The organism is Nocardia sp. NPDC060255 (assembly GCF_042727395.1).
GTDB lineage: Bacteria > Actinomycetota > Actinomycetes > Mycobacteriales > Mycobacteriaceae > Nocardia.
In genome coordinates this window covers 239,033-260,267 of sequence record NZ_JBHXAU010000008.1, presented here as the reverse complement: position 1 = coordinate 260,267, position 21,235 = coordinate 239,033, and the positions used below count along the sequence as shown (strand labels likewise).

The following is a 21,235-nucleotide window of genomic DNA, read 5'->3' as shown; positions in this document are numbered from 1 at the left end:
ATGATTATGCACGATGATGCAAGCCCATTCACAGCGGGGGGCCGGTATTCCGCCCGGCAAGCCCGGATCGTTCGCGAAAGTCACTGCCCATCAAGCGAATTACACCCTTGGCGGGCATCGTCCGGTGTGCGACCCTGAGAAGCGGAATCTTCGGGCGGATAGAAGGACGGACGCAATGCTGCACCTCATCGCGCAAGACTTCAGCACTCTGGGCAACGACGTCCTCAACGTCGGACGGGCCGTGGTGGACCTCATCCAGGACGTGATCAACGCGGGCACGCCGAACCACGGGCCGGGTGGCGGCGGCACCGGCCAGTACCCGTTCTCCTGACCCGAAGGTCAGGCGATCTCCTCGATCTTCGCGGCCAGTTCGGCCCCGGTCAGTGGCTCGCGGGCGATGACGGCGATGGTGTCGTCGCCCGCGATGGTGCCGACGATGTACGGCAGCGCGGCCCGGTCCAATGCGCTGGCCAGGTAGTGCGCGGCGCCGGGCGGAGTGCGCAGGACCGCGATATTGCCGCTGTGGTCCGTGGAGACCAGTAAATCGCCGAGCAGCTTCGCGAGCCGATCGGTGCCGCCGATGACGCCGCGGATGGGGTTGCCGTCCTCTGGAACGACATAGACGCCCGCGCCACCGTCAGCGGCGCGCAGCTTCACCGCGCCGAGTTCGTCGAGATCACGCGAGAGGGTGGCCTGGGTGGTCTCGATGCCCTCGGCGGACAACAGCGCCGCCAGCTCGGTCTGGCTGCGCACCGCGTGCGCGGTGAGCAGTTCGACAATGCGGGACTGCCGTCCGGCTCGGGTGCGAGCGATCTCCGGGCCGGCCTTGCCCTGTTCCGGATGCGTGACACTCACGACGCCACCTCGATGCCCGACCGTCGGCAGCCCGCACTCACGACTCCACCTCGCCGGCGCTCAGCCGCATCGAGCGCACGCGGAATTCTCGCTGACGCTCGCTCACGCCGCACCGTCACTTCGCTTGGCCAGCAACCACACCAGCAGCGCCTTCTGTGCATGCAACCGATTCTCCGCCTCGTCCCACACCACACTGTGCGGACCGTCGAGAACTTCGTCGGTGACCTCCTCACCACGATGCGCCGGTAGGCAGTGCAGCACAACGGCATCCGGTTGTGCCTGCGCGAGCAGCTGGCTGTTCACCTGGAACGGGCGGAACGGGCCGACGCGGTCGAGGCCGTCGTTCTCCTGGCCCATCGATGTCCAAGTGTCGGTCACCAACGCGTCCGCGCCGTCGGCCGCGGCGATCGGGTCGCCGGTCAGCATGATGGTGGCGCCGGTCTCGGCGGCCCGCTTACGCGCGGCCTCCAGGATCCACGGCACCGGCTCGAAACCAGCGGGCGAGGCGATGGTTACGTTCAACCCGGCGGTGACGCCACCCAGCAGCAGCGAGTGCGCCATGTTGTTCGCGCCGTCACCGAAGTAGGCGAGGTTGCGGCCCACCAGGCTGCCCTTGCGCTCGGCGAGCGTTTGCAGATCGGCGAGCACCTGGCACGGGTGGAATTCGTTGGACAGCGCGTTCACCACGGGAACCGTTGCCGTCACCGCCATTTCGTCGAGCCGGGACTGCTCGAAGGTGCGCCACACGATCGCGTCGACATAGCGGGAAAGCACCGTTCCGGTGTCGCCGAGGGTTTCCTCGCGACCGAGCTGGGTGTCGCGCCCGTCCACCACCACCGCGTGCCCGCCGAGCTGGGCGATACCCACCTCGAAGGAGAACCGGGTGCGGGTGGAGTTCTTCTCGAAGATCACCCCGACGCCGCGCGGCCCCTCCAGCGGACGCTGGGAGAACGGCGCCTGCTTGAGTTCGGCCGCGAGGGTGAGGATTTCGGCCTGTTCGGCCGGGCTCACGTCGTCGTCGCGGAGGAAGTGCCGTACCGCGTGCTGTGCTGAAGTCATTGCGCCGCAGCCTCCTTCGCATCTTGGGTCGCCGCGTCCAGGATTTCCGGCAGATCGGCGACGAAGTTGTCGGCCTGGGTTTCGGTGAGGATCAGCGGCGGCGCGAGCCGAATCACGTTGGGCTTGGCCGGATTCACCAGGTATCCGGCCGCCCGGGCGCGCGCCTCGACATGGGCGGCGGCATCGTCGGTGAGCACGACGCCGAGCAGCAGCCCTGCCCCGCGCACGTGATCGATCAGCGGATGCGCCAGCAGTTCGATGCCGTCGGCGAGCCGCTTGCCGACCGACTCCACGTGCGCGAGCAGATCCTCGTCGTCGATGGTGCGTAGCACCGCGAGCGCGGCCGCCGCGCAGACCGGATTGCCGCCGAAGGTGGTGCCGTGCAGGCCGGGAGTGAGCAGTTCGGCGGCCCGGCCGGTGGCCAGCACCGCGCCGATCGGCAGCCCGCCGCCGAGGCCCTTGGCCAGGGTGATCACGTCGGGCACGATGCCAACGGCCTGGTGCGCGTAGAACTTTCCGGTCCGGCCGATGCCGGTCTGCACCTCGTCGAGGATCAGCAGCGCGCCGTGCTTCGCGGTGATCTCGCGAGCCTTGACCAGGTAGTCGATCGGCGGCACGACGACGCCGCTCTCCCCCATCATCGGCTCCAGGAACACCGCGGCGGTGTCCTCGTCGACCACAGCTTCCAGAGCCGCGGCGTCACCGTAAGGCACGTGCACGACGCCCGCGGGCATCGGCTCGAACGGCGTCCGCTTGGCCGCCTGCCCGGTGAGCGCGAGCGCGCCCATGGTCCGGCCGTGGAACGCCTCCTCGCAGGCGACGATCTTGCGCCGGCCGGTCAGCCGCGCGATCTTGAACGCGGCCTCGTTGGCCTCGGTGCCCGAGTTGCAGAAGAAGGCCCGCCCGCTGTGCCCGGATTCGGAGGAGCCGTCGCCGAAGTGCGCGAGCAGCCGCTCGGCCAGTTCGACGGTCGGTTGGTTGATGTAGAGATTCGAGGTGTGCCCGAGCGTGCCGAGCTGCTCGGTGACCGCGGCCAGGATGGCCGGGTGCGCGTGGCCGAGGCTGTTGACCGCGATGCCGCCGAGGAAGTCGACGTAGCGGTTGCCGTCCGCGTCGTAGACCACCGCGCCCGCGCCGCGCACCAGCGCGAGCTTCGGGGTGCCGTAGTTGTTCATCATCGCGGCGGTCCACCGCGTCTGGAGGTCTTGGTCTTCGCTCATTTTTTCGTTCCGTCCAGCGAGCCTGCCCCATTCGAGGACGGCGTCACCATCGTTCCGATTCCTTCTCCGGTGAACAGTTCCAGCAGCATGGCGTGCGGCACGCGGCCGTCGATGACGTGCGCCGTCGGCACCCCGCCCTGCACCGCGCGCAGGCAGGCTTCCATCTTCGGCACCATGCCCGCGTCCAGGCGCGGCAGCAATTCCGCGAGTGCCGAGGTATCGATGCGGGTGATCAGCGACGAGCGGTCCGGCCAGTCGGTGTAGAGGCCCTCGACGTCGGTCAGCACCACGAGTTTCTCGGCGCCGATGCCCTCGGCGAGCGCGGCGGCGGCGGTGTCGGCGTTGATGTTGTGCACCACGCCGTCCACGTCCGGGGCGATGGTGGAGACCACCGGGATGCGGCCCGCGGCGATGAGGTCGAGCACCGCGTCCGGGTTGACCGAGGTGACGTCGCCGACCAGGCCGATGTCGGTCGGCTCGCCGTTGACCTCGACGGTGCGCCGCGTCGCGGTGAACAGTCCGGCGTCCTCACCGGAGATGCCGACCGCGTACGGGCCGTGCGCGTTGATCAGCCCGACCAGCTCGCGCCCGACCTGACCGAACAGCACCATCCGCACGACATCCATCACCTCCGGCGTGGTTACCCGGAAACCGCCGCGGAATTCGCCTTCCAGGCCGAGCTTTTTCAGCATCGCGCTGATCTGCGGGCCGCCGCCGTGCACCACCACCGGATGCACGCCGACGGTGCGCAGGAAGGCCATGTCGGCGGCGAAGGCGCGCTCGAGGTCCGGGTCGACCATGGCGTTGCCGCCGAACTTCACCACGACGATCTTGTCCCGGAACTTCTGCAGCCAGGGCAGCGCGTCGGCGAGGATGTGCGCCTTGTCCAGTGCCGAAAGGTCTTCGTGCAGTTGGCCCGTCATGAGCTGTAGGCCGAATTCTCTTCGACATAGCCGTGCGAGAGGTCGGTGGTGCGGATGGTGGCCTGCGCGGTACCGACATTCAGGTCGATGCGGACCTCGATGTCCATCCCGGACAGGTCGACGTCGCGGGCGCCGGGCGCGCCGACACCGTCGATACAGACCGGATTCCCGTTGAACGACACCGAGATCCGGTTCGGGTCCAGGGTGACCGGCGCCATGCCGACCGCGGCGAGCACCCGACCCCAGTTCGGGTCGGAGCCGAAAAGCGCTGTCTTGACCAGACTGTCGCGGGCCACGGTGCGCGCGGCGGCCACCGCCTCCTCCTCGCTGACCGCGCCCGCGACGGTGACCAGCACCCGCTTGGTGACGCCCTCGGCGTCGCCCATCAGCTGGGCGGCCAGGTCGTCGCAGACCGCGAGGACGGCGGCGTCGAGGTCGGCCTGACTCGGGGTGACCTCGCTGGCGCCGTTGGCCAGCAGCAGCACGGTGTCGTTGGTGGAGCAGGAGCCGTCGACGTCGAGCCGGTCGAAGGTGCGGCCGGTCGCGTTGCGCAGCGCCTGGTCCAGTTGGTCGGCGGTGACGGCGGCGTCGGTGGTCAGCACCACGAGCATGGTGGCCAGCGAGGGGGCGAGCATGCCCGCGCCCTTGGCCATGCCGCCGACGTTCCACTTGTCGTGGTGATGGAAGGCGGCTTCCTTCGGCACCGTGTCGGTGGTCATGATGGCGTGCGCCGCGTCGAGACCGCCGGACAGGCCGCCGCCCATCTCGTGCACGATCTCGGTGATCGCGGGCACCAGCTTGTCCATCGGCAGCCGGTCGCCGATCAGGCCGGTCGAGCAGACGGCGATCTCGCCCGCGCCGGTCTCGGATCCCCAATTGCTCAGTGCGGCAGCGAGTTCCTCGGCGGTCTTATGCGTGTCCTGGAAGCCGCCGGGGCCGGTGCACGCGTTGGCGCCGCCGGAGTTGAGGATCACCGCGCGCAGGCGGCCGCCGGACAGCACCTGCTGTGACCACAGCACCGGGGCGGCCTTCACCTTGTTGCGGGTGAAGACGCCCGCCGCGGCGTATTCCGGGCCCTCGTTGAAAACCAGTGCCAGGTCCGGCTTCCCGCTCGCCTTGATGCCAGCTGCGATACCGGCTGCGCGGAAGCCGAGCGGCCCCGTCACGCCCTGGTTCCGTACCAGCTTGCCGGTCTCGGTCGATGTCGCAGCGGATGTCGTCACGGTGCCACTCCTACGGTGGAAAGTCCTGCGGTCTCGTCGAATCCGACGGCCAGGTTCATGGATTGCACCGCGGCGCCCGCGGTGCCTTTGGTCAAGTTGTCGATCGCGCCGATCACCACGAGCAAGCCCGCGTCGGCATCCACCGCCACCTGCAGGGTGACGGCGTTGGAGCCGAGGACCGCACCGGTCTGCGGCAGCATGCCTTCCGGCAGCAGGTGCACGAAAGGTTCGTCGGCATAGGCTTTTTCGTAAACCGCGCGGGCCTGGGCAGCGTCCACCGCGGTCGGTGCGGTGCAGGTCGCCAGGATGCCGCGCGGCATCGGCGCGAGCACCGGGGTGAACGACACGGCGACGTCGATACCGCCCGCCGCGGACAGGTTCTGGGTGATCTCCGGGGTGTGCCGGTGCGCGCCCGCGATGCCGTAGGCCCGCGCCGAGCCCATCACCTCGGAGCCGAGCAGGCCGACGTCGAGCTTGCGGCCCGCGCCCGAGGTTCCGCTCACCGCAACGACATTCACCCGCGGCTCGATGATCCCCGCCGCGATGGCCGGTGCGAGCGCGAGGCTGGCCACGGTCGGATAGCAGCCGGGCACCGCGATCCGGCTGGCGCCGCGCAGTTTCTCGCGGCCGCCGGGCAGCTCGGGCAGCCCGTACGGCCAGCTGCCCGCATGCTTGCTTCCGTAGTACTTCTCCCACGCCCGCGCGTCGGTCAGGCGGAAATCGGCACCGCAGTCGATGATCACCGTCGAGGCGGGCAGCTGCTCCGCGATGGCCGCGGACGCCCCGTGCGGCAGCCCGAGGAATACCACATCGTGCCCCGCCAGCTCCTCGGCGCTCGTCGGCGCGAGCACCCGGTCCGCCAGCGGCAGCAGATGCGGCTGCAACTCCCCGAGCAGGGCCCCGGCATTGGCCCCCGCCGTCAGCGCCCCGATCTCCAGGCGTCCGGCTCGATACGCCGGATGCCCCAGCAGCAGCCGCAACACTTCCCCGCCCGCGTACCCACTCGCCCCGGCCACCGCGACCCGCAACGCGGGCGCGCCTGGCTCCGGCGCGTGCACCGAATCAACCATGTGATGATTATGCACGACTATGCAATCTCATTCACCCGGTGGGGTCTCCAGCCATCCCCTGATGGCCATCTGAGCCCCGCGTCACACCGCGCTCACACGCCACTGCCACGCGTCGAGATTAACCAAGCCGACGTGATCGCAGTTGCCCACCGACCGCCGCAGCGGCCTTCGTCACACGGCGCCGCCGGGGACGCGCACCCACCCGACGACTGGGGAACCTTCGCGAAGGCAAGTTGTTAGCATGACCGATGGGAGAAATCCCATTGAGCCAGTGGGCATTTCGAGCCCCGTGCGGGCAAGACCCACAGCGTAGGAACGACGCCGCCTCTCGGCGTGGAGAGCTATTTCATGATCGGCTCCGTTGCCGCGCGTCATCTTCCGACTCGACGCCCCCGCGGCTCTCGCACGCCCATCTGGCGGTGTTTCAATTTTTACGTATTCCACTGTGGCACAACAGATTTGATCGATTTCCCCAGTGCGGAACTTGCTACGCTCGATGCCGTCGACGTCGACTGGCCAGGCCAAGACAAACCCCCGGCGCGACCCACAAGGTGCCCGGGAGCGACCACGTTTCACGAGATACGTGGGTAAGGCTCTACGAAAGGCAGATCATGAAACACCTCGGAGGCGCTCTCGCTGCGGCCGGCGCGGTTCTCGCATTGGCTCTCGGCGGAGCTACCACCGCTCATGCCGATACCGATCCGGGCACCCTGGAGGCCAAGGGTAGTTTCATCTACACCCACCACGGCGACCGCCAGCGGCTCGAAGATCCCAAGAACGACCGCTGCTACCGCATCGAAGGCAAGGGTTTCGCCGAGAACAAGACCAATCGCGTTGCCGAACTCTTCCGCGGCGACGACTGCGACGGCAAGGTCGTGAACGCGATGGCGCCCGGCAAGCATGAGCGCGACGTCGAATTCCGCTCGGTGAAGTTCCGCAAGTAACCTCACGCCGTCCACCTCCTCCACCCGCGCACTGGAGGAGGTGGACGTTCGCGGATCACACCGCGGTGGCGTGCCGGATGATGATGTTGCCGAACGAGTTTCGCGCGTACACGTGCACGGTCTCGGCCGACGGGTCGACCGGTGCCATCAGGTTCTGCACGGTGCCGGACAGGGCGTTGGTTTCCAGCCGGGCCGCACTGCCCGGCCGAATACCGACCTCGAGCTCGCCCGTGGACGTTTCCAGCCGGAGCACGCCGCGCGACGCGTCGCCGACGCGGATATCGCCCTTGGCGACCTTCGCGGTCACCGGGCCCCGCGGACTCTCGATGGAGATGTCACCCGCGGCGATCTCCAGGACGGACTCACCGAGTTCGCCGGTCACCAGCAACTGGCCAAGTCCGGCAGTCGCTTTCAGCCGGGAACCGGTGGGCACCTCGATGATCACCTCGATCGACGGGTTGCCACCCAGCGGGGAGTACGTCCGCCACCCGGTCGGCGTCCGCACAGTCAATGTGCCCGCGGCGAAATCGACCTTGGTCTGCGCGGCGACGCGCACGTCGGCTTTCTTGGACTCATCGGTCGGCCGGACCTCGACATAGGTGTCGGTGCGATCCGACGCGATGACCTGGACGGTCCCGGCGGGCACCTCGACGGTGACGGCGATCGGTTCCGGGGTCTGGTAGGTAGGCATGGCTGTACTCCTCGACTGTGAAATGTGTTGGTTATGAAGTGATTACGATCAGGCCTGCACGCCGAACACCTCGTCGACGAGCCGCTGCTTCGCCTGCTGGAACAACGCGGACATGGCGACGAAGTCGAGCTGAGCGTCTCCGGCGGTCAGCGAGGCGGTCATGGTCTTGCTGCCGTCGGCCGTGCTGTACATCAGTGCCGCCCAACCGAAGAGACCGCCGTTGTGGGTATAGAGGATGTCGCCGCCGTCCGTCTCCTCGATGAACAGCCCGAGCCCGTACTCGTTTTTCGGCAGACCGGTCGCGTGCGGTGTCCGCATCTCCGCCAAAAGCGAAGCAGGCAAGAGCTTTCCGCTCATCAGCGCGGAAATGAAGGTCTGCAGATCCCGGGTGGTCGAGATCATGTCACCGCCCGCGGAGATCCAGGACGGGTTCATGCTGGAGGTGTCGACCATCTTCCACTCGTCGCCGTCCTGGTACGGGTAGTAGCCGTGCGCGTGCGGCTCGGGGATCTCGGTCTGGAAGTCCGGCACCACGGTGCCGGTCAGTCCGAGCGGATCGAAGATCAGCCGCTGCATCTCCGCCGCCAGTGAGCGGCCGGTGACGTGCTCGATCAGCAACCTGACCAGCACGTAATTGGTGTTGGAGTAGCTCCAGTCGGTGCCGGGCTCGAACCGCGCGGGCTTGGACAACGCCAGCCGCACCAGTTCCTCCGGCTGATAGCTGTGGAACAGGTTGTCCACCCACTCCTGCCCCTGCCACGGGATCCCCGGCACGATCGTGCCGTCGGGGTAGTACTCGCCGGTGAAGTTGAACACTCCGCTGGTGTGCTGCAACAACATTCGCACCGTGATCCGCCGGTCCAGCTCGAACTGGGGCAGGTGGTCGGCGGCCGGATCGTCCAGCCCGATCGTGCCCTCGGCCACCAGCTGCAGGACAACGGTCGCGACGAAGGTCTTGGTGTTGCTACCGACCCGGAACAGTCCATCCGTCGACGGTGCGGCGCTCTCGCCGAGCTTGCTCACCCCGGCGCTGCCGACCCACTCGCCCCGCTCGTCCTGCACCCGCAGCTGCACCCCGGCGTAACCGGAATCGACGATCTCCTGAATGAGCTGTTGCCGCCGAGCGTCCGTCGTGATGGCCGGTGTGGTGTCGATTGTCATGGTTCCTCATCTCTGGTCTGCCGTTCGATGAGACCAACAATCGCCACCCGCGCTGACACGGCACCGTCACCGCGCTGACGCGGCCGATGACACCGTCAAACAGCGCCGTGACAGGCCGGGGTCAGTTGCTGAAGGCCGACGGCGGAACGGTCCGCGTCGCGGGCCGCGACGTCGCGACCGAGGCCAAGGCGGTGCGCGCCGCGATCGACGTCAGCAGCGCGTCGGATGCCCGTGGGCCTGCGCCACTTTCACGAAGCGAGCGTGACCGCGACCAACTCGCTCCAGCTGGTTTCTGTGCCCGCCCGAGCCGCCTCCGCGAACGCCGCGTCGCCGAGGTGGCTTCGGGCGGCCTGCTCGATGCGGGCCACATCCGGTTGCGAACGATCCGGCAGGCCGCGCATGCCCGCGCTCGCCGCGAGCAGCCGGGCCGCCTGCTCGTACTGTTGTTCGCGCAGCGCGAGATCCGCGATCCCGACGAGCACCTGGGCGATCAGCAGCGGATGCCCAGCCTCCGACGCCGCTCGACACGCCGCGGCGCCGTGCTCCCTGGCTTCGTCGAGATCCTCGGCCAGATAGCCGAGCAACGTTTCGACCATCGACCGGACGATGGCCCGCTTGCCGTCGTCGCCGAGCAGCGCTCGGGCGACGGCGAGCTGCCCGTAGGCCTGCTCGGTATCGCCGCTCCACCGCGCGAGCTCGGCCTTCGACAGCGCCAGCTCGGCCAGCGCGTCCGGCCAGGCGACGCGTTCGGCTACCCGCTGCGCCTCGGCCATGGCGGCCGCACTGGACTCCAGATCGCCGAGTAGCCAAGACAATTGGGCCTGCCGCGAGCGCATCGGCGCGACGTCCTCGATGGCGCCGACCTCGGTGACGACGGTGATCGCCTGCTCGTAATACTCGACCGCGGCCGCGAACTCGCCGCGCGTCGCGATCCGATTCGCCAGTTCGGTCAGCGCGAACGACATGCCGAATCGTTCGCCGAGTGCCCGGAACTCGTTGAGCGCCAACCGGAGATAGTCGTCCGCCTCCTGTCCGCCCTGGCCGAGCTGGATCCGCATCTTGCCCAGCTGCAGCCGGGTCAGTGCGCGCACCCAGGGATCGTTGTCGTCCAGCGAGGGTTCCCACGCGGCCAAGACCTCGCCCGGGTGTCGCAGCATGCGTTCGAGCGGGGCGATCAAGCCGAGCGCCGGGTGGTGGTCGCGCGCCCGCTGGCTGATCTCGTAAGCCTGGTGGATCCACTCCGCCGCCTGGTGTTCGTCGCTCTGCTGACCGGAGGTCACGAACTGCACGACGAGCGCGTACACCCAGGCCTTGGTCTCGTCGGGCACCTCGCCGGGCAGGGCCGCGGCGGCCATGATCAGCTCATTGCCCTCGAGCTTGTGGCCGCCTAGCCACCAGTACCAGCCCGCACCGGCGGCGAGCCGCATCGCTCCGGCCGCGTCACCTGCCGCGAGGGCACCGCGCATGGCAGCGGCGATGTTGTCGTGCTCGGCCTCGAGTACGGCGAGCCAGGCCAGTTGCTCGGCGCGGCGCAGGTGCGGCTCGGCGGTCTCGGTGAGTTCGGTGAAGTAGGTCAAATGCGCCTGGCGGGCCAGATCCGATTCGCCTGCCTCCGTGAGCCGCTGCTCGGCGTATTCCTTGATGGTGCCGAGCATTCGGTAGCGCGGCGCGCTGTCGCCCGCGGCGACCAGCAGCGATTTCTCGACCAGCGCGGTGAGCAACTCGTCCACCTGATCCTGGTCGACTTCGGTGTCGGCCCCACTCGCACAGACTCGTTCGGCCGCTTCCAGGCTCGCTCCGCCGGAGAACACCGAAAGCCTGCGCAGCACAACGCGTTCGGCGTCGGTGAGCAGCTCCCAGCTCCAGTCGACCACCGCGCGCAGCGTCTTGTGCCGCGGCAGCGCGGTCCGGCTGCCGCCGGTCAGCAGGCGGAACCGGTCGTCGAGGCGGTGGGCGAGCTGATCGAGCGACATGGTGCGCAATCTGGCTGCGGCAAGTTCGATGGCCAGCGGCATCCCGTCCAAAGCCCGGCAGACGCGCATCATCGTTGCCACCGTGTCCGCGTCGGTCGCGAGGTCCCGGCTCACCGCGCTCGCTCGATCGCGCAGCAACCGAATGGCCGGAGCCGCCTCGATGTCGGCGGGGTCGGCGTCTTCCGCAGGCAGGACCAGCGGCAGCACCGGCCACAGTGCCTCGCCGGTGATGCCGAGGGGTTCCCGGCTGGTCGCGAGGATCCGCACCCGCCTGCACTCGCCGAGCACCCGGTGGGCGAAGGTCGCCGCGGACTCGATCACGTGCTCGCAGTTGTCCAGAATGAGCAGCATCGACCGGTCGCGGATCGCGGCGACGACCCGGTCCGTCGGCTCGACGTCGGCCGCGTCGCTGAGCAGTGCGTCGCGCAGTTTCAGGGTGGACAGCGTCGCCTGCGCGATGTTGTTGCCGTTGCCTTCGACTCCCGCGGCGCCGTCGGCGCCGATGGCCGCGAGTTCGACCACCCAGACTCCGTCCGGCAGGTCGTCGACCAGCGTGCGCGCGGTCTCCGTCGAGAGTCTGGTCTTCCCTGAGCCGCCCGGCCCGATCAGCGTGGTGAGCCGATGGTCGGCGACGAGGTCGCGGACCGCGGCGACATCGGCGTCCTTGCCGACATAGCTGGCCAGTTCGGCGCGCAGGTTGGTCTTGCGGTTCTCCTCCCGCCGTCCCAGCTCGCCGCGCAGCAGCGCGACGTGCAACGCGGCCAGCTCCGGTGACGGGTCGACGCCCAGCTCGTCGGCGAGGGTTTCGCGCATGCGCTCGTACGCGAGCAGCGCCTCGGTGTCGCGACCGCTCGCGACGAGGGCCCGCATCAACGCGGCCACCAGCCGTTCGCGCACCGGGTGCGCGGCAACGAGATCGGTGAGTTCGGTGACCAGGTCCGCGCCGTGGCCGAGGCTGATCTCACCGTCGAACCGCTCCTCCATGGCCGTCAGCCGCAGCCCCTCGAGCCGGGTGACCGCCGCGTCGAACGCGCCACTCTCCAGCAGACCGACGTCCTGCATGGCCGCACCGCGCCACAGCGCGAGGGCCTCGCGCAGCCGCCGCACCCCTTGGTCCTCGTCGTTGCGGGCCTTGGCGATGAGGCGTTCGAACCGCACGGCGTCGACGTCGTCGGGTTCCACCCGTAGCCGGTAGCCGTCCGGCTGACCATCGACCGACCCGTCCGGCAACGCCTTGCGCAGCCGGGAAACCAAGCGCTGCAAGGCATTCGCCGCGTCGGCGGGCGGCTGTTCGCCCCAGATCCAGTCGATCAGCGTCGCCTTCGGGACCGCGTGACCAGCTTCGAGCGCGAGGGCGGCGACCAGCCCGCGCAGCCGCGCGCCCGGCACGTCGGCCACAGCGCCGTCGGCCGTGCGAATTTCGAATGGTCCCAGTATCCCGATCTGCACCTGACTGATCCTGCCATGGGCGATCGGGTGCGCTCCCAGTGCTTATGGCCGGTGTCAGGGCCGTGACAGGCCGGTGTCAGGCCCGGCGATGACTGTGGTCACCACAGCCACTGATAGGAAACCCGATGACGCAAACAGTCCCCCACGGCCTGCCCACCGAGCGCGATGCGAGCCCGTTCGACCCGCCGAGCCAGATCACCGAGCTGCGCGACGCGCGCCCGGTCAGCCCGATCGTCTTCCCCGACGGTCACCAGGGCTGGATCGTCACCGGCTACGAAGCGGTCCGCCGGCTCATGGGCGACACCCGGTTCAGCTCCCGCCAGGACATCGGCATCCTGCACACCTTGGAGGACATCTCCGACATGCCGCCGGTCACCGAACCGTCCCCGCAGATCCCGGGCTTGTTCATCGCGATGGACCCGCCCGACCACACCCGGTTGCGGCGCCTGCTCACCGGCACCTTCACCGTCCGGCGGATGCGGCAGCTCGAAGAACACATCATCGAGATCACCGAGCGGCAACTGGACGAGATGGCGCGGCTGACCCCGCCCGTCGACCTGGTCAAGGAGTTCGCGCTGCCGGTGCCCTCGCTGGTGATCTGCGAAATGCTCGGCGTCCCATACGAGGACCGGGATACCTTCCAGGTCAATTCCGCCAAGTTCCTGGTCAAGGAACAGCCGCTCGAGGAGAAGATGGCCGCCTACGGCGCGATGACCGGCTACCTCGCCGAACTGGTCACCCGCAAGCGCGCCGAACCCGGCGACGACATCCTGTCCGACCTGGCCCGCAACGACGACCTCAGCATCGAGGAACTCGTCGGCATGGCCTTCCTGCTGCTGCTCGCCGGCCACGAGACCACCGCAAACATGTTGGCGCTCGGCACTTTCGCGCTGCTCGAGCATCCCGAGCAGCTGGCCGAGCTGCGCGCCGACCTCGAACTGGTGCCCGATGCCGTCGAGGAACTCCTGCGCTACCTCTCGGTCGCCGACATCTTCTACCGCTACGCCACCGAGGACATCGAACTCGGCGGCGAAACGATCACCGAGGGATCGACCATCGTCGTCTCACTGCTGGCCGCCAACCACGACCCGCAGCGCTTCGACCATCCCGACACCCTGGACCTGCATCGCAAGGCCCGCGGTCACCTGTCCTTCGGTCACGGCATCCACACCTGCCTCGGCCAGCAGTTGGCTCGCATCGAAATGCGCGCCGGTTTCGCGGGATTGGTGCGTCGCTTCCCGTCGCTCGAGCTCGCCGTACCCGCGGACGAGGTGAAACTCAGGACCGACATGAACATCTACGGCGTCCACGCACTGCCCGTCACCTGGTGAAAGGACCTGTCGTATCGCACTGCCATCGAGCGGGCCCCTCGGTGTCCCGCGGGCCCGCTCGACTGTGATGTTTACGCGTCAGGCAAGGCGTCTGTAACTCCGATTGGCGGTGGTATTGCCACTGTGGAACACCGCCGTGAGGGTCTCGCCATCGAGGGTGCGGACGACGGTCATTTCGACCTTGTCCCGCTTGAGCTGCTGGATGATTCGGTTCCCGTCGCGGCGGCAGATCCCTTTTATACTGCGACCTTGGTCATCGGACTCGACATACTCCTGGCCGAGAGTGAATTGCGAGACGGTCGTCCCGGTGGGCGTGCTGGTCGTCAGCGTGTAGTGGTCGCCCTCCTGCTTGATCTTCAGCTGGGCCGATGCCGCGGCCCGGGTGGTGGCGTCGGCGTCTATGGCGTCGAGGTACTCCTCGTACTTGTCGCTGCTGGCCACCTCGTAGATACCGGAGAAATCGTAGAAAGCTGGGGATCCCATGAGTCTCCTTCATCGTGATCAACGTGCGACACCCTGACCGATCGTCGCCTCCCCCATGATCTACGACAGCGACCCCCTACCGGGTGGAAATAGTTGCACTCCAAGTGATCACGCCGGTAGAGCCTGAAACCACCTGCCGTCCAACACCACTCGCGGACGCGACTTCCAGGTGCATGGCCCCGCACCTGCTCGGGTCGATAAGGCGACTCGCCCACTCTGGTCGAGCTCAGTCCATGCCACACCGCGAACGTGTTCGATCCCATCTGGAACGTTCACCGCTTCGAATACCCTCTCGGGCCGGACGCCTCGCGGTATCGCCGTCGCCGGGAACGAACTGACCGACCATCGACACAACGAGACTGGGAGAGGTCCGTGACTGAATCAGGTGCATTGAAGCGGTATTCCATCGGAGCGGCAACCGGTGTGGTGGTGGTGAGTTTGATGATCGGATCTGCCGGTCCGGCCTTGGCACGTCCAGCATTTCCCGACACCACCGATGACGACTTTCAATCAGAGTGTTTGGCCAAGCACAACCAGCTCCGCGAACGCCACGGCGTGCCAGCGATGACAATTTCGCCCAAGCTGGTCGCCCACGCCAAGAAACGCGTCCAGGAACTCAGCATGGAGGAAGGGCTGACGGCGGGCTATCAAGGCAACCAAGACTCCGGTTTCGGCGAGAACATCAGCTGGAAAGCCACTAATACCCCTGGATACAACTACGCCTGCGGTGACGCCGTGCAGGCTTGGTACAGCGAGGTGGACAACTACCGCTTCGGCGAGGAAGGCCACCAGCGCCGCACTGAGGAATTCACCCAAGTGGTGTGGAAAAGCTCGACCGAGCTCGGATGCGCTCGCGCGTCGGGCAAGGGCACCAATTGGGCCGGCGAGAGCTACGTATTGTGCAGCTACTCACCCTCAGGAAATTATGGCGGCAAGTACAAGGACAACGTTCCTGCCCAGCAGTGAACGTCACCCGACGACATACGGTCCGGTGAAGTCGCCGTCCGATGTGCCTGCGGCCGTGAGGGCGGCGATCTGCTCGTCGGTCAGACGTAATGTGGCCGCCGCGACGTTGTCCTCGAGGTGGGCGATCGAGGACGTACCTGGGATCGGGCAGAGCATGTCGGAGCGGGCCAGCAACCAGGCCAAGGCGACCTGAGTCGGCGTTGATCCGGTTTGTGCCGCGATCTCGGCGACGACACCGCCGGGTTGCGCGAGGGCGCCGCTCATCACCGGCCACCAGGCCACGAACGGGATGCGTTCGCGGGTGCAGTAGTCGATGACGGCGTCCCAGCCGCGGACGGTCAGGTTGTAGATGTTCTGGACGGCGGCGACGTCGATGATCGAACGCGCGGCTTCGATCTGCTCGACCGTGACCTCCGAGAGACCGAAGTGCCCGATCTTGCCCTCCTGCTGCAACTCTCGCATCGTGCCCACCTGGTCGGCGAACGGCACGTTCGGGTCGGCGCGGTGCAGGTAGAGCAGGTCGATCCGGTCCACGCCGAGCCGGCGCAGGCTCATCTCGCACTGGTGACGCAGCAGGGCCGGGTGGCCGACCGGCACCCATTCGAGGGGCCGCGGCTGCACCTGTCCGACCTTCGTGGCGATGAGCAGCTGGTCCGGGTACGGGTGCAGGGCCGCACGCAGGATGTCCTCGACTGTCCCGAGTCCGTAGCTGTCGGCGGTGTCGATGTGGTTGACACCGAGTTCGATTGCGCGCCGGGCCACTCGGATCGAGTGGTCCCGGTCCGCCGGTGGCCCCCAGATCATGGGATCGCCCAGGCGCATGGCGCCGAACGCCATCCGGAACACCTTTTTGCCGCCGAGTTCGACCTCGCCCGCGGTACCGATCGTGGTCAGTGCGTCAGTCATGATCGAATTCTCGAGCACCGCACCAGGAATGCGCTGCCTTGTTATCGGCCACAGATGTTCAACATCAGGCCACCGTCGACGTCATCGGTCGCGCCGCGCACGCCACTCCGGTGCCATCGATGGAAGATCAGGTCACCACGTGCTCCGTCGCGGGCCGCTTGCCCCGCGCAGCGCCGAACCGGCTGCGGTACTCGCCCGGGGGCAGCTCGGCGAGTCTGGTGAAGTGATAACGCAATGCCGATTCGGAGCCGAAACCGCTGGCTTCGGCGACGCGTTGCACGGTCCAGGTGGTGCGTTGCAACAACTCTTGGGCACGCCGGACCCGGGCTCGGTGCAGCCATTCGATCGGAGGGATACCCAGCACGTCGCGACACTGCCGTGCGAAGGTGCGCAGGCTCATCCCGGCGTGCTGGGCGAGCATGGCGACGGTCAGGGTCTCGGCGAGATGGTCCTCGGCCCAGTACAAGGTGTCGATCAGGGAGCGGGGCGGGGCGGGTACGTCCCAGCCCGCCCGCTGGGCCTGGTCGCCGTCACGGCGGATCGGCGCGACCAGGAACCGGGCGACCTCGGTCGCGAGCGCCGAGCCGTGGTCGGATTCGATCAGATGCAGGAGCAGGTCCATTGCCGCGGTGCCGCCACCGGAGGTGAAGATCTCACCGTCCGCGACGAACAGACGCTCGGGGTGGACGTGGATCTTCGGGTGGGCGGTGGCGAGTTGGTCGGCCCAGTGCCAATGGGTGGTCGCTTGGCGGCCGTCGAGCAGACCGGTCGCGGCTACGAGGAGCGTGCCCAGGCACAGTGCGACAACGCGGGCACCGTTGGCCCGTGCCCGCAGCATGGCCGCGGCGACTTCCGGTTGCGGGGCGTAAACCGTTGGGGCAGCGGGCACGACGACGGTGTGCGCCGACTCGGCCCACGCCAGCGTCCGGTCCGGGAGCAGCGCGTAGCTGCTGGCGTGCCCGGTCCGGGTGACCGTCGGCCCGTCCGGCCCGGCCACGGCGACCTCGTAGAGTTCAGTGCCCGCGAGATCGTTCGCCGAGGCGAAGACCTGCACCGCCACCGCCACCTCGAACGCCCCGACACCATCGAAACTCAGGACCGCGACCCGATGCGCCGCCCTCGATGGCAGCACAACCTTTTCCCGCACGAGTTCGTACCCTATCCCGCGCTGCGCACCGGCGATGCGGGCAGCGACCGCAGCAATGCGCGCACGCTGTTCTCCGGGTTCGAATCCGTGCCGGTCACGCGGTCGGCGAGGTAGCCGTCCGGCCGGATGAGTATCAGTTCGCCGGGCGCGGGCGCATAGAGCTGCTCGAATTCGCCGTCCTCGTCGAAGATTCCGTCGCCGGGGGTGCTGGTGATCCGGTACCCGTGCAGCTGGTCGGATTCGAGGCTCTCGATGAGATCCTGCGCGCCGCTGTCGATGTCGAAGGCGAGCAGGGTCCACTGCGGACCGCGGGTCAGGTCGAACAGCCCGAGCGTGCCGTCAGGGCCGCGCAACCCGGTGGCGTTCGGGGCGCGGTCACCGGCGACCGGACGCGGGTCGCCGTGGGCGGCGGCGCGATCGCCGTAGTGGATGCCGAGCCCGGTGGTCAGTGTGCTGTCGGCGAGCTTGGACAGCCCGTCGGCCACCTGCCCTATGTCGCCGTTCGCGCCGCCGGTGACGCTGTCCAACCGCTGCGTGCTGAGTTCCAATACGGTCCGGGCGACCGGAATGCGTTCGGCGGCATAGCTGTCCAGCAGGTCCGGGGCCGCGCCCGCGATCACCGCGCCCAGCTTCCAGCCGAGGTTGTAGGCGTCCTGGATGCCGGTGTTCATGCCCTGTCCGCCGGCGGGCGAATGCACGTGCGCGGCGTCGCCGGCCAGCAGTACCCGGCCGCGGCGGTAGTCGTCGACCATGCGGATGTTCACCCGGTAGATCGAGAGCCAGGTCGCGCTCGCGAGGGTGAGGCCGGCATTGCGGTCGTCGAGCAGGCGCTGGTATAGCTCGAGCGACGGCTCGGCCGGGTCCGCATCGTCGGGGATGCGGTTCTGGAACTGCCAGATATCGGCGGTGGGCAGGGGTGTGAGGATCAGCATGCCGGAGCCCGAGGTGAAGACGTGGATGCGGTCACGCGGCAGTCCGGGGACGGTGACATCGCCGAGATACCAGCGCTCGGTGTCGCGAGTCTCGCCGTTCAGTGGCAGATCGATCAGGTGGCGGACGGTACTCTTGCCGCCGTCCGCGCCGACGGCATAGCGGGCCCCGACGGTGCGCTCCCCCGCCGCGGTTCGCACAGTCACCGCCACGTGGTCCGAATCCTGTTTCAGGGCAATCGCTTCCGCGCCGTATTCGATCGCGCCGCCCAGCTGATACAGCCGTTCGCGCAGCGCGTGCTCGACATCGAATTGCCCGATCCAGAGCATGTTGGGGTAGGGGGTGTGGAAGTGGGGCGCGGCCGGGACGGTGTTCGGCGGGCGATCGACCGTGGCGCCAGACGGATCGTGGAAGCGCACCGGCAGCTCCGCGATGCCCTGTCGCACGATGTAGTCCACGGCGCCGAGATCATCGAGCACCTCGAGCGAACGTGACTGGATCCCTTTGGCTTTGGAGGCGCGGCTGGGTGCGTCCGCGCGTTCGATGACGTGACAGGCCACGCCGCGGCGGACAAGATCGCAGGCGAGGGTGAGACCCACCGGCCCGGCGCCGACGACGAGGACTTCGGTCCGAATCATGTTGTGTGCGTTCATGACTTCCTCCACGAGCAGCCTTTAGATGCGCATCTGCATCTTATGAAATCGAGGGTACTGTGGCCTGATAAGATGCACAAGTGCGTCTTAATGAGGATCACCCGGTTCAACGCCGCCGCGGCGCGGCCCTGGAGGAAGCGCTGCTCGACGCCGCCTGGGCCGTGCTGCGCGAGCACGGCTACGCCGGGTTCACCCTCGAAGCCGTCGCCGTCCGCGCCGGGACCAGCCGCCCGGTCCTGGCCCGGCGCTGGTCGGGCCGGCACGAGATGCTGCACGCCACCATCGCGCACGCCGGCCGGATGCGACCGATCACGACACCACACACCGGAACCCTGCGCGGAGACCTCATCGCCCTGCTGCGCGAACTCAACGACTCCCGCCTCGATCTCGCGACCGTGATGGGCGTGCAGCTGGGCGGCTACTACCAGGAAACCGGCGCGACCCTCGCCGACCTGCGCGAGATCTCACTGAGCAGGCATCGGCCGAACGTGGTCGACGAGATCCTGGCGGCAGCGGCCGAACGCGGCGAGATCGACCCGGCCAGGCTCACCCCGCGGCTGCGCGCACTGCCCGTCGATCTCCTGCGCCACCACATCTTCATGACGATGCAGCCGATGAACGACGCGGATATCGAGGACATCATCGATAGCATTTTCCTGCCGCTGGTCCGGCCCAGCGGACGCGATCAGCAGAGCTGAATCCGATTCGGCCGCAATACTTTCGATACACAGTTCGGTAATCCCAGTGTCGGCGGCAGCTCGATCAGCACCCGAGGTCACGTCACTCGACCGGTTCGTGCAGGAAGAGGATTGTGCGGCCGGTTCGACTGAAGACCTGCTGCTCGATGGGGCACGGGTAGTCGCCGCGTTGCCGATGGGCCGTCTGCCGGGTGCCCGGCATCGTGGACTTGGGCGAAGTGGCTGCTGCTGGTTGATCTTTCGGCGACAATCGGGCGATGACGGGCAGGGTGCGTCGGGGTGGTGCGGTGATCGTGCGGCGGGTGGCGGCGGTCGGGTTGTTCTGGTCGATCGCGATCGCGTTGCTGCTCGGGTTCGTGCTAGCGGTGACCGCGCAGTGGGTTCTGCATCGGTTCATCGACACCAGCACAACTGCTTTGGCCGCGCCGATCGACGTCACCAAGCTCTCGCTGACCGTCGTGGCAGGTGCTGGTGGTGTCGTCGCTCTTGTGGTGGCCTACCGCCGTCAGCGCGATATCGAGCAGGGGCGGTTCGTGGAGCGTTTCGGTGCCGCGGCCGCGCAGCTCGGCGCGGCCGATGTCGCGGTCCGCATCGCGGGGGTGTACGCGATGGCCGCTGTCGCCGACGAGTCGCGCGGGCTACGTCGCCAGCAGTGCATCGATGTGCTGTGCGGGTATCTGCGCCTGCCCTACGACCCCGGCCACGGAGCAAGCGGACGCACCAAACTCGTGGTCAAAGCACCTCGCGTCGAGCACGGGCAGCTACGGCCGGAAACCGAAGAACACATCGAATACCGGCAGAACGACCGCGAAGTCCGCAAGACCATCGTCCGCGTCATCGTCCAGCACCTACGCCCCACGGCCGAATACAGCTGGTCGGCAAACGATTTCGACTTCCGCACCGCACACCTCGAAACCCCGGACTTCAGTAGCGTGACGTTCGCTGGCGCCTGCTTGTTCGAGAACACGACGTTCTCCGGCACCACCCGGTTCGGGGAGGCGAGGTTCTCCGGCACCACCCGGTTCGAGGATGCGACGTTCTCCGGCGACGCCTGGTTCGAGCGCACGACATTCTCCGGCCCCACCGAATTCGGCGGCGTGAGTTTCTCCGGCACGACCTGGTTCGGAGGCGCGAGGTTCTCCGCCATTACCCGATTCGAGCGCACAACGTTCTCCGGCCCCACCAAATTCGGGAGCGCGAAATTCTCCGATATCACCCAATTCGAGGACGCGACGTTCACCGGCGCCGCCGGATTCGAACACACGACGTTCTCCTCCGGTGTCTGGTTCGAGCGCACGACGTTCTCCGACACCACCCGGTTCGAGAGCACAACATTCTCCGGACCCGCCTTGTTCAACGGCGCGACGTTCTCCGGCACCGCCCGGTTCGTGGGCGTCAACTTCGGAACCAAACCCATCTCGTTCGCGAACCCGAAGCAGTGGGGCCCACCCGCGCCGGTATTCGACTGGGACCAGGACCTAACCCAGAAGCCTGCCAACGTAGAACCGCAAGATTGGCCACCAAACCCTGCGGCATAAGCGCTAACGGCCAAT

The 21,235-nt window shown here is 67.8% G+C and carries 19 protein-coding genes; 6 read left to right on the top strand and 13 right to left on the bottom strand.

The genetic code is table 11. The features are described from left to right. Nucleotides 1-175: 175 nt before the first annotated feature. Nucleotides 176-331, top strand: a complete 156-nt coding sequence (locus ACFWF1_RS17920; RefSeq protein WP_379288872.1) for a hypothetical protein — start codon at nt 176-178, stop codon at nt 329-331. 8 nt (nt 332-339) lie between these two features. Here the strand turns inward: ACFWF1_RS17920 and ACFWF1_RS17915 are convergent, their stop codons facing one another. The 6 genes from ACFWF1_RS17915 to argC all read right to left on the bottom strand — a co-directional run bounded on the left by ACFWF1_RS17915 (nt 340) and on the right by argC (nt 6,350). After that, nucleotides 340-855 (bottom strand): arginine repressor, encoded by a 516-nt coding sequence (locus ACFWF1_RS17915; RefSeq protein ID WP_379288874.1) that lies wholly within the window; start codon nt 853-855, stop codon nt 340-342. 102 nt (nt 856-957) lie between these two features. Further along, on the bottom strand, nt 958-1,914 hold the full coding sequence (argF, locus tag ACFWF1_RS17910; RefSeq protein WP_379288876.1) for an ornithine carbamoyltransferase: 957 nt from the start codon (nt 1,912-1,914) through the stop codon (nt 958-960). Continuing rightward, the gene (locus tag ACFWF1_RS17905) at nt 1,911-3,134 is read right to left on the bottom strand and encodes an acetylornithine transaminase (protein ID WP_379288877.1); all 1,224 of its coding nucleotides are present in this window, start codon (nt 3,132-3,134) and stop codon (nt 1,911-1,913) included. Before ACFWF1_RS17905 ends, argF begins: the two co-directional genes overlap by 4 nt. After that, nucleotides 3,131-4,057 carry an acetylglutamate kinase gene (gene argB, locus ACFWF1_RS17900; protein WP_379288879.1) on the bottom strand — a complete coding sequence of 309 codons (927 nt, stop codon included), beginning with the start codon at nt 4,055-4,057 and terminating at the stop codon, nt 3,131-3,133. The genes ACFWF1_RS17905 and argB overlap by 4 nt, the downstream gene beginning before the upstream one ends. Then, on the bottom strand, nt 4,054-5,280 hold the full coding sequence (gene argJ, locus ACFWF1_RS17895) for a bifunctional glutamate N-acetyltransferase/amino-acid acetyltransferase ArgJ (RefSeq protein WP_379288881.1): 1,227 nt from the start codon (nt 5,278-5,280) through the stop codon (nt 4,054-4,056). Before argJ ends, argB begins: the two co-directional genes overlap by 4 nt. After that, nucleotides 5,277-6,350, bottom strand: coding sequence for an N-acetyl-gamma-glutamyl-phosphate reductase (argC, locus tag ACFWF1_RS17890; RefSeq protein WP_379288883.1), 1,074 nt, complete (start codon nt 6,348-6,350; stop codon nt 5,277-5,279). The genes argJ and argC overlap by 4 nt, the downstream gene beginning before the upstream one ends. A gap of 611 nt (nt 6,351-6,961) precedes the next feature. Here argC and ACFWF1_RS17885 point away from each other — a divergent pair. Then, on the top strand, nt 6,962-7,294 hold the full coding sequence (locus ACFWF1_RS17885; RefSeq protein WP_379288885.1) for a hypothetical protein: 333 nt from the start codon (nt 6,962-6,964) through the stop codon (nt 7,292-7,294). Between the two features lie 55 nt (nt 7,295-7,349). On the opposite strand, the gene ACFWF1_RS17880 is transcribed toward ACFWF1_RS17885, so the two are convergent. The 3 genes from ACFWF1_RS17880 to ACFWF1_RS17870 all read right to left on the bottom strand — a co-directional run bounded on the left by ACFWF1_RS17880 (nt 7,350) and on the right by ACFWF1_RS17870 (nt 12,568). Continuing rightward, the gene (locus tag ACFWF1_RS17880; RefSeq protein WP_379288887.1) at nt 7,350-7,985 is read right to left on the bottom strand and encodes a hypothetical protein; all 636 of its coding nucleotides are present in this window, start codon (nt 7,983-7,985) and stop codon (nt 7,350-7,352) included. A gap of 48 nt (nt 7,986-8,033) precedes the next feature. Then, nucleotides 8,034-9,146, bottom strand: coding sequence for a serine hydrolase domain-containing protein (locus ACFWF1_RS17875; RefSeq protein WP_379288889.1), 1,113 nt, complete (start codon nt 9,144-9,146; stop codon nt 8,034-8,036). 248 nt (nt 9,147-9,394) lie between these two features. Further along, nucleotides 9,395-12,568 (bottom strand): BTAD domain-containing putative transcriptional regulator, encoded by a 3,174-nt coding sequence (locus ACFWF1_RS17870; protein WP_379288890.1) that lies wholly within the window; start codon nt 12,566-12,568, stop codon nt 9,395-9,397. A gap of 125 nt (nt 12,569-12,693) precedes the next feature. On the opposite strand from ACFWF1_RS17870, the gene ACFWF1_RS17865 reads away from it, so the two are divergent. After that, nucleotides 12,694-13,899, top strand: coding sequence for a cytochrome P450 (locus tag ACFWF1_RS17865; protein WP_379288892.1), 1,206 nt, complete (start codon nt 12,694-12,696; stop codon nt 13,897-13,899). Nucleotides 13,900-13,977: 78 nt separating this feature from the next. On the opposite strand, the gene ACFWF1_RS17860 is transcribed toward ACFWF1_RS17865, so the two are convergent. After that, nucleotides 13,978-14,382 carry a lipocalin/fatty-acid binding family protein gene (locus tag ACFWF1_RS17860; RefSeq protein WP_379288894.1) on the bottom strand — a complete coding sequence of 135 codons (405 nt, stop codon included), beginning with the start codon at nt 14,380-14,382 and terminating at the stop codon, nt 13,978-13,980. A gap of 372 nt (nt 14,383-14,754) precedes the next feature. Between ACFWF1_RS17860 and ACFWF1_RS17855 the strand changes: the two genes are divergently transcribed. Next, entirely contained in the window at nt 14,755-15,348 is a 594-nt protein-coding gene (locus ACFWF1_RS17855; protein ID WP_379288896.1) for a CAP family protein, read from the top strand. 3 nt (nt 15,349-15,351) lie between these two features. Here the strand turns inward: ACFWF1_RS17855 and ACFWF1_RS17850 are convergent, their stop codons facing one another. From ACFWF1_RS17850 to ACFWF1_RS17840, 3 genes are all read right to left on the bottom strand, one after another. After that, on the bottom strand, nt 15,352-16,254 hold the full coding sequence (locus ACFWF1_RS17850; protein ID WP_379288898.1) for an aldo/keto reductase: 903 nt from the start codon (nt 16,252-16,254) through the stop codon (nt 15,352-15,354). 127 nt (nt 16,255-16,381) lie between these two features. Further along, the gene (locus tag ACFWF1_RS17845) at nt 16,382-17,401 is read right to left on the bottom strand and encodes a GlxA family transcriptional regulator (RefSeq protein WP_379288900.1); all 1,020 of its coding nucleotides are present in this window, start codon (nt 17,399-17,401) and stop codon (nt 16,382-16,384) included. A gap of 11 nt (nt 17,402-17,412) precedes the next feature. Then, a complete protein-coding gene (locus ACFWF1_RS17840; RefSeq protein WP_379288901.1) occupies nt 17,413-18,984 on the bottom strand; it encodes an FAD-dependent monooxygenase in 1,572 nt (523 codons plus the stop codon). 80 nt (nt 18,985-19,064) lie between these two features. Here ACFWF1_RS17840 and ACFWF1_RS17835 point away from each other — a divergent pair, with 80 nt between their 5' ends. Together ACFWF1_RS17835 and ACFWF1_RS17830 are read left to right on the top strand one after the other, a co-directional pair. Continuing rightward, nucleotides 19,065-19,682 carry a TetR/AcrR family transcriptional regulator gene (locus tag ACFWF1_RS17835; protein ID WP_379288902.1) on the top strand — a complete coding sequence of 206 codons (618 nt, stop codon included), beginning with the start codon at nt 19,065-19,067 and terminating at the stop codon, nt 19,680-19,682. Between the two features lie 257 nt (nt 19,683-19,939). Continuing rightward, nucleotides 19,940-21,220, top strand: a complete 1,281-nt coding sequence (locus ACFWF1_RS17830; protein ID WP_379288904.1) for a pentapeptide repeat-containing protein — start codon at nt 19,940-19,942, stop codon at nt 21,218-21,220. Nucleotides 21,221-21,235 lie beyond the last annotated feature (15 nt).

Coding starts and splice junctions, on each gene's coding strand:
- ACFWF1_RS17920 (WP_379288872.1), top strand. CDS start 176: ATGCTGCACCTCATCGCGCAAGACTTCAGCACTCTGGGCAACGACGTC.
- argF (WP_379288876.1), bottom strand. CDS start 1,914: ATGACTTCAGCACAGCACGCGGTACGGCACTTCCTCCGCGACGACGAC.
- ACFWF1_RS17905 (WP_379288877.1), bottom strand. CDS start 3,134: ATGAGCGAAGACCAAGACCTCCAGACGCGGTGGACCGCCGCGATGATG.
- argB (WP_379288879.1), bottom strand. CDS start 4,057: ATGACGGGCCAACTGCACGAAGACCTTTCGGCACTGGACAAGGCGCAC.
- argC (WP_379288883.1), bottom strand. CDS start 6,350: ATGGTTGATTCGGTGCACGCGCCGGAGCCAGGCGCGCCCGCGTTGCGG.
- ACFWF1_RS17885 (WP_379288885.1), top strand. CDS start 6,962: ATGAAACACCTCGGAGGCGCTCTCGCTGCGGCCGGCGCGGTTCTCGCA.
- ACFWF1_RS17880 (WP_379288887.1), bottom strand. CDS start 7,985: ATGCCTACCTACCAGACCCCGGAACCGATCGCCGTCACCGTCGAGGTG.
- ACFWF1_RS17875 (WP_379288889.1), bottom strand. CDS start 9,146: ATGACAATCGACACCACACCGGCCATCACGACGGACGCTCGGCGGCAA.
- ACFWF1_RS17865 (WP_379288892.1), top strand. CDS start 12,694: ATGACGCAAACAGTCCCCCACGGCCTGCCCACCGAGCGCGATGCGAGC.
- ACFWF1_RS17860 (WP_379288894.1), bottom strand. CDS start 14,382: ATGGGATCCCCAGCTTTCTACGATTTCTCCGGTATCTACGAGGTGGCC.
- ACFWF1_RS17850 (WP_379288898.1), bottom strand. CDS start 16,254: ATGACTGACGCACTGACCACGATCGGTACCGCGGGCGAGGTCGAACTC.
- ACFWF1_RS17840 (WP_379288901.1), bottom strand. CDS start 18,984: ATGAACGCACACAACATGATTCGGACCGAAGTCCTCGTCGTCGGCGCC.
- ACFWF1_RS17830 (WP_379288904.1), top strand. CDS start 19,940: ATGACGGGCAGGGTGCGTCGGGGTGGTGCGGTGATCGTGCGGCGGGTG.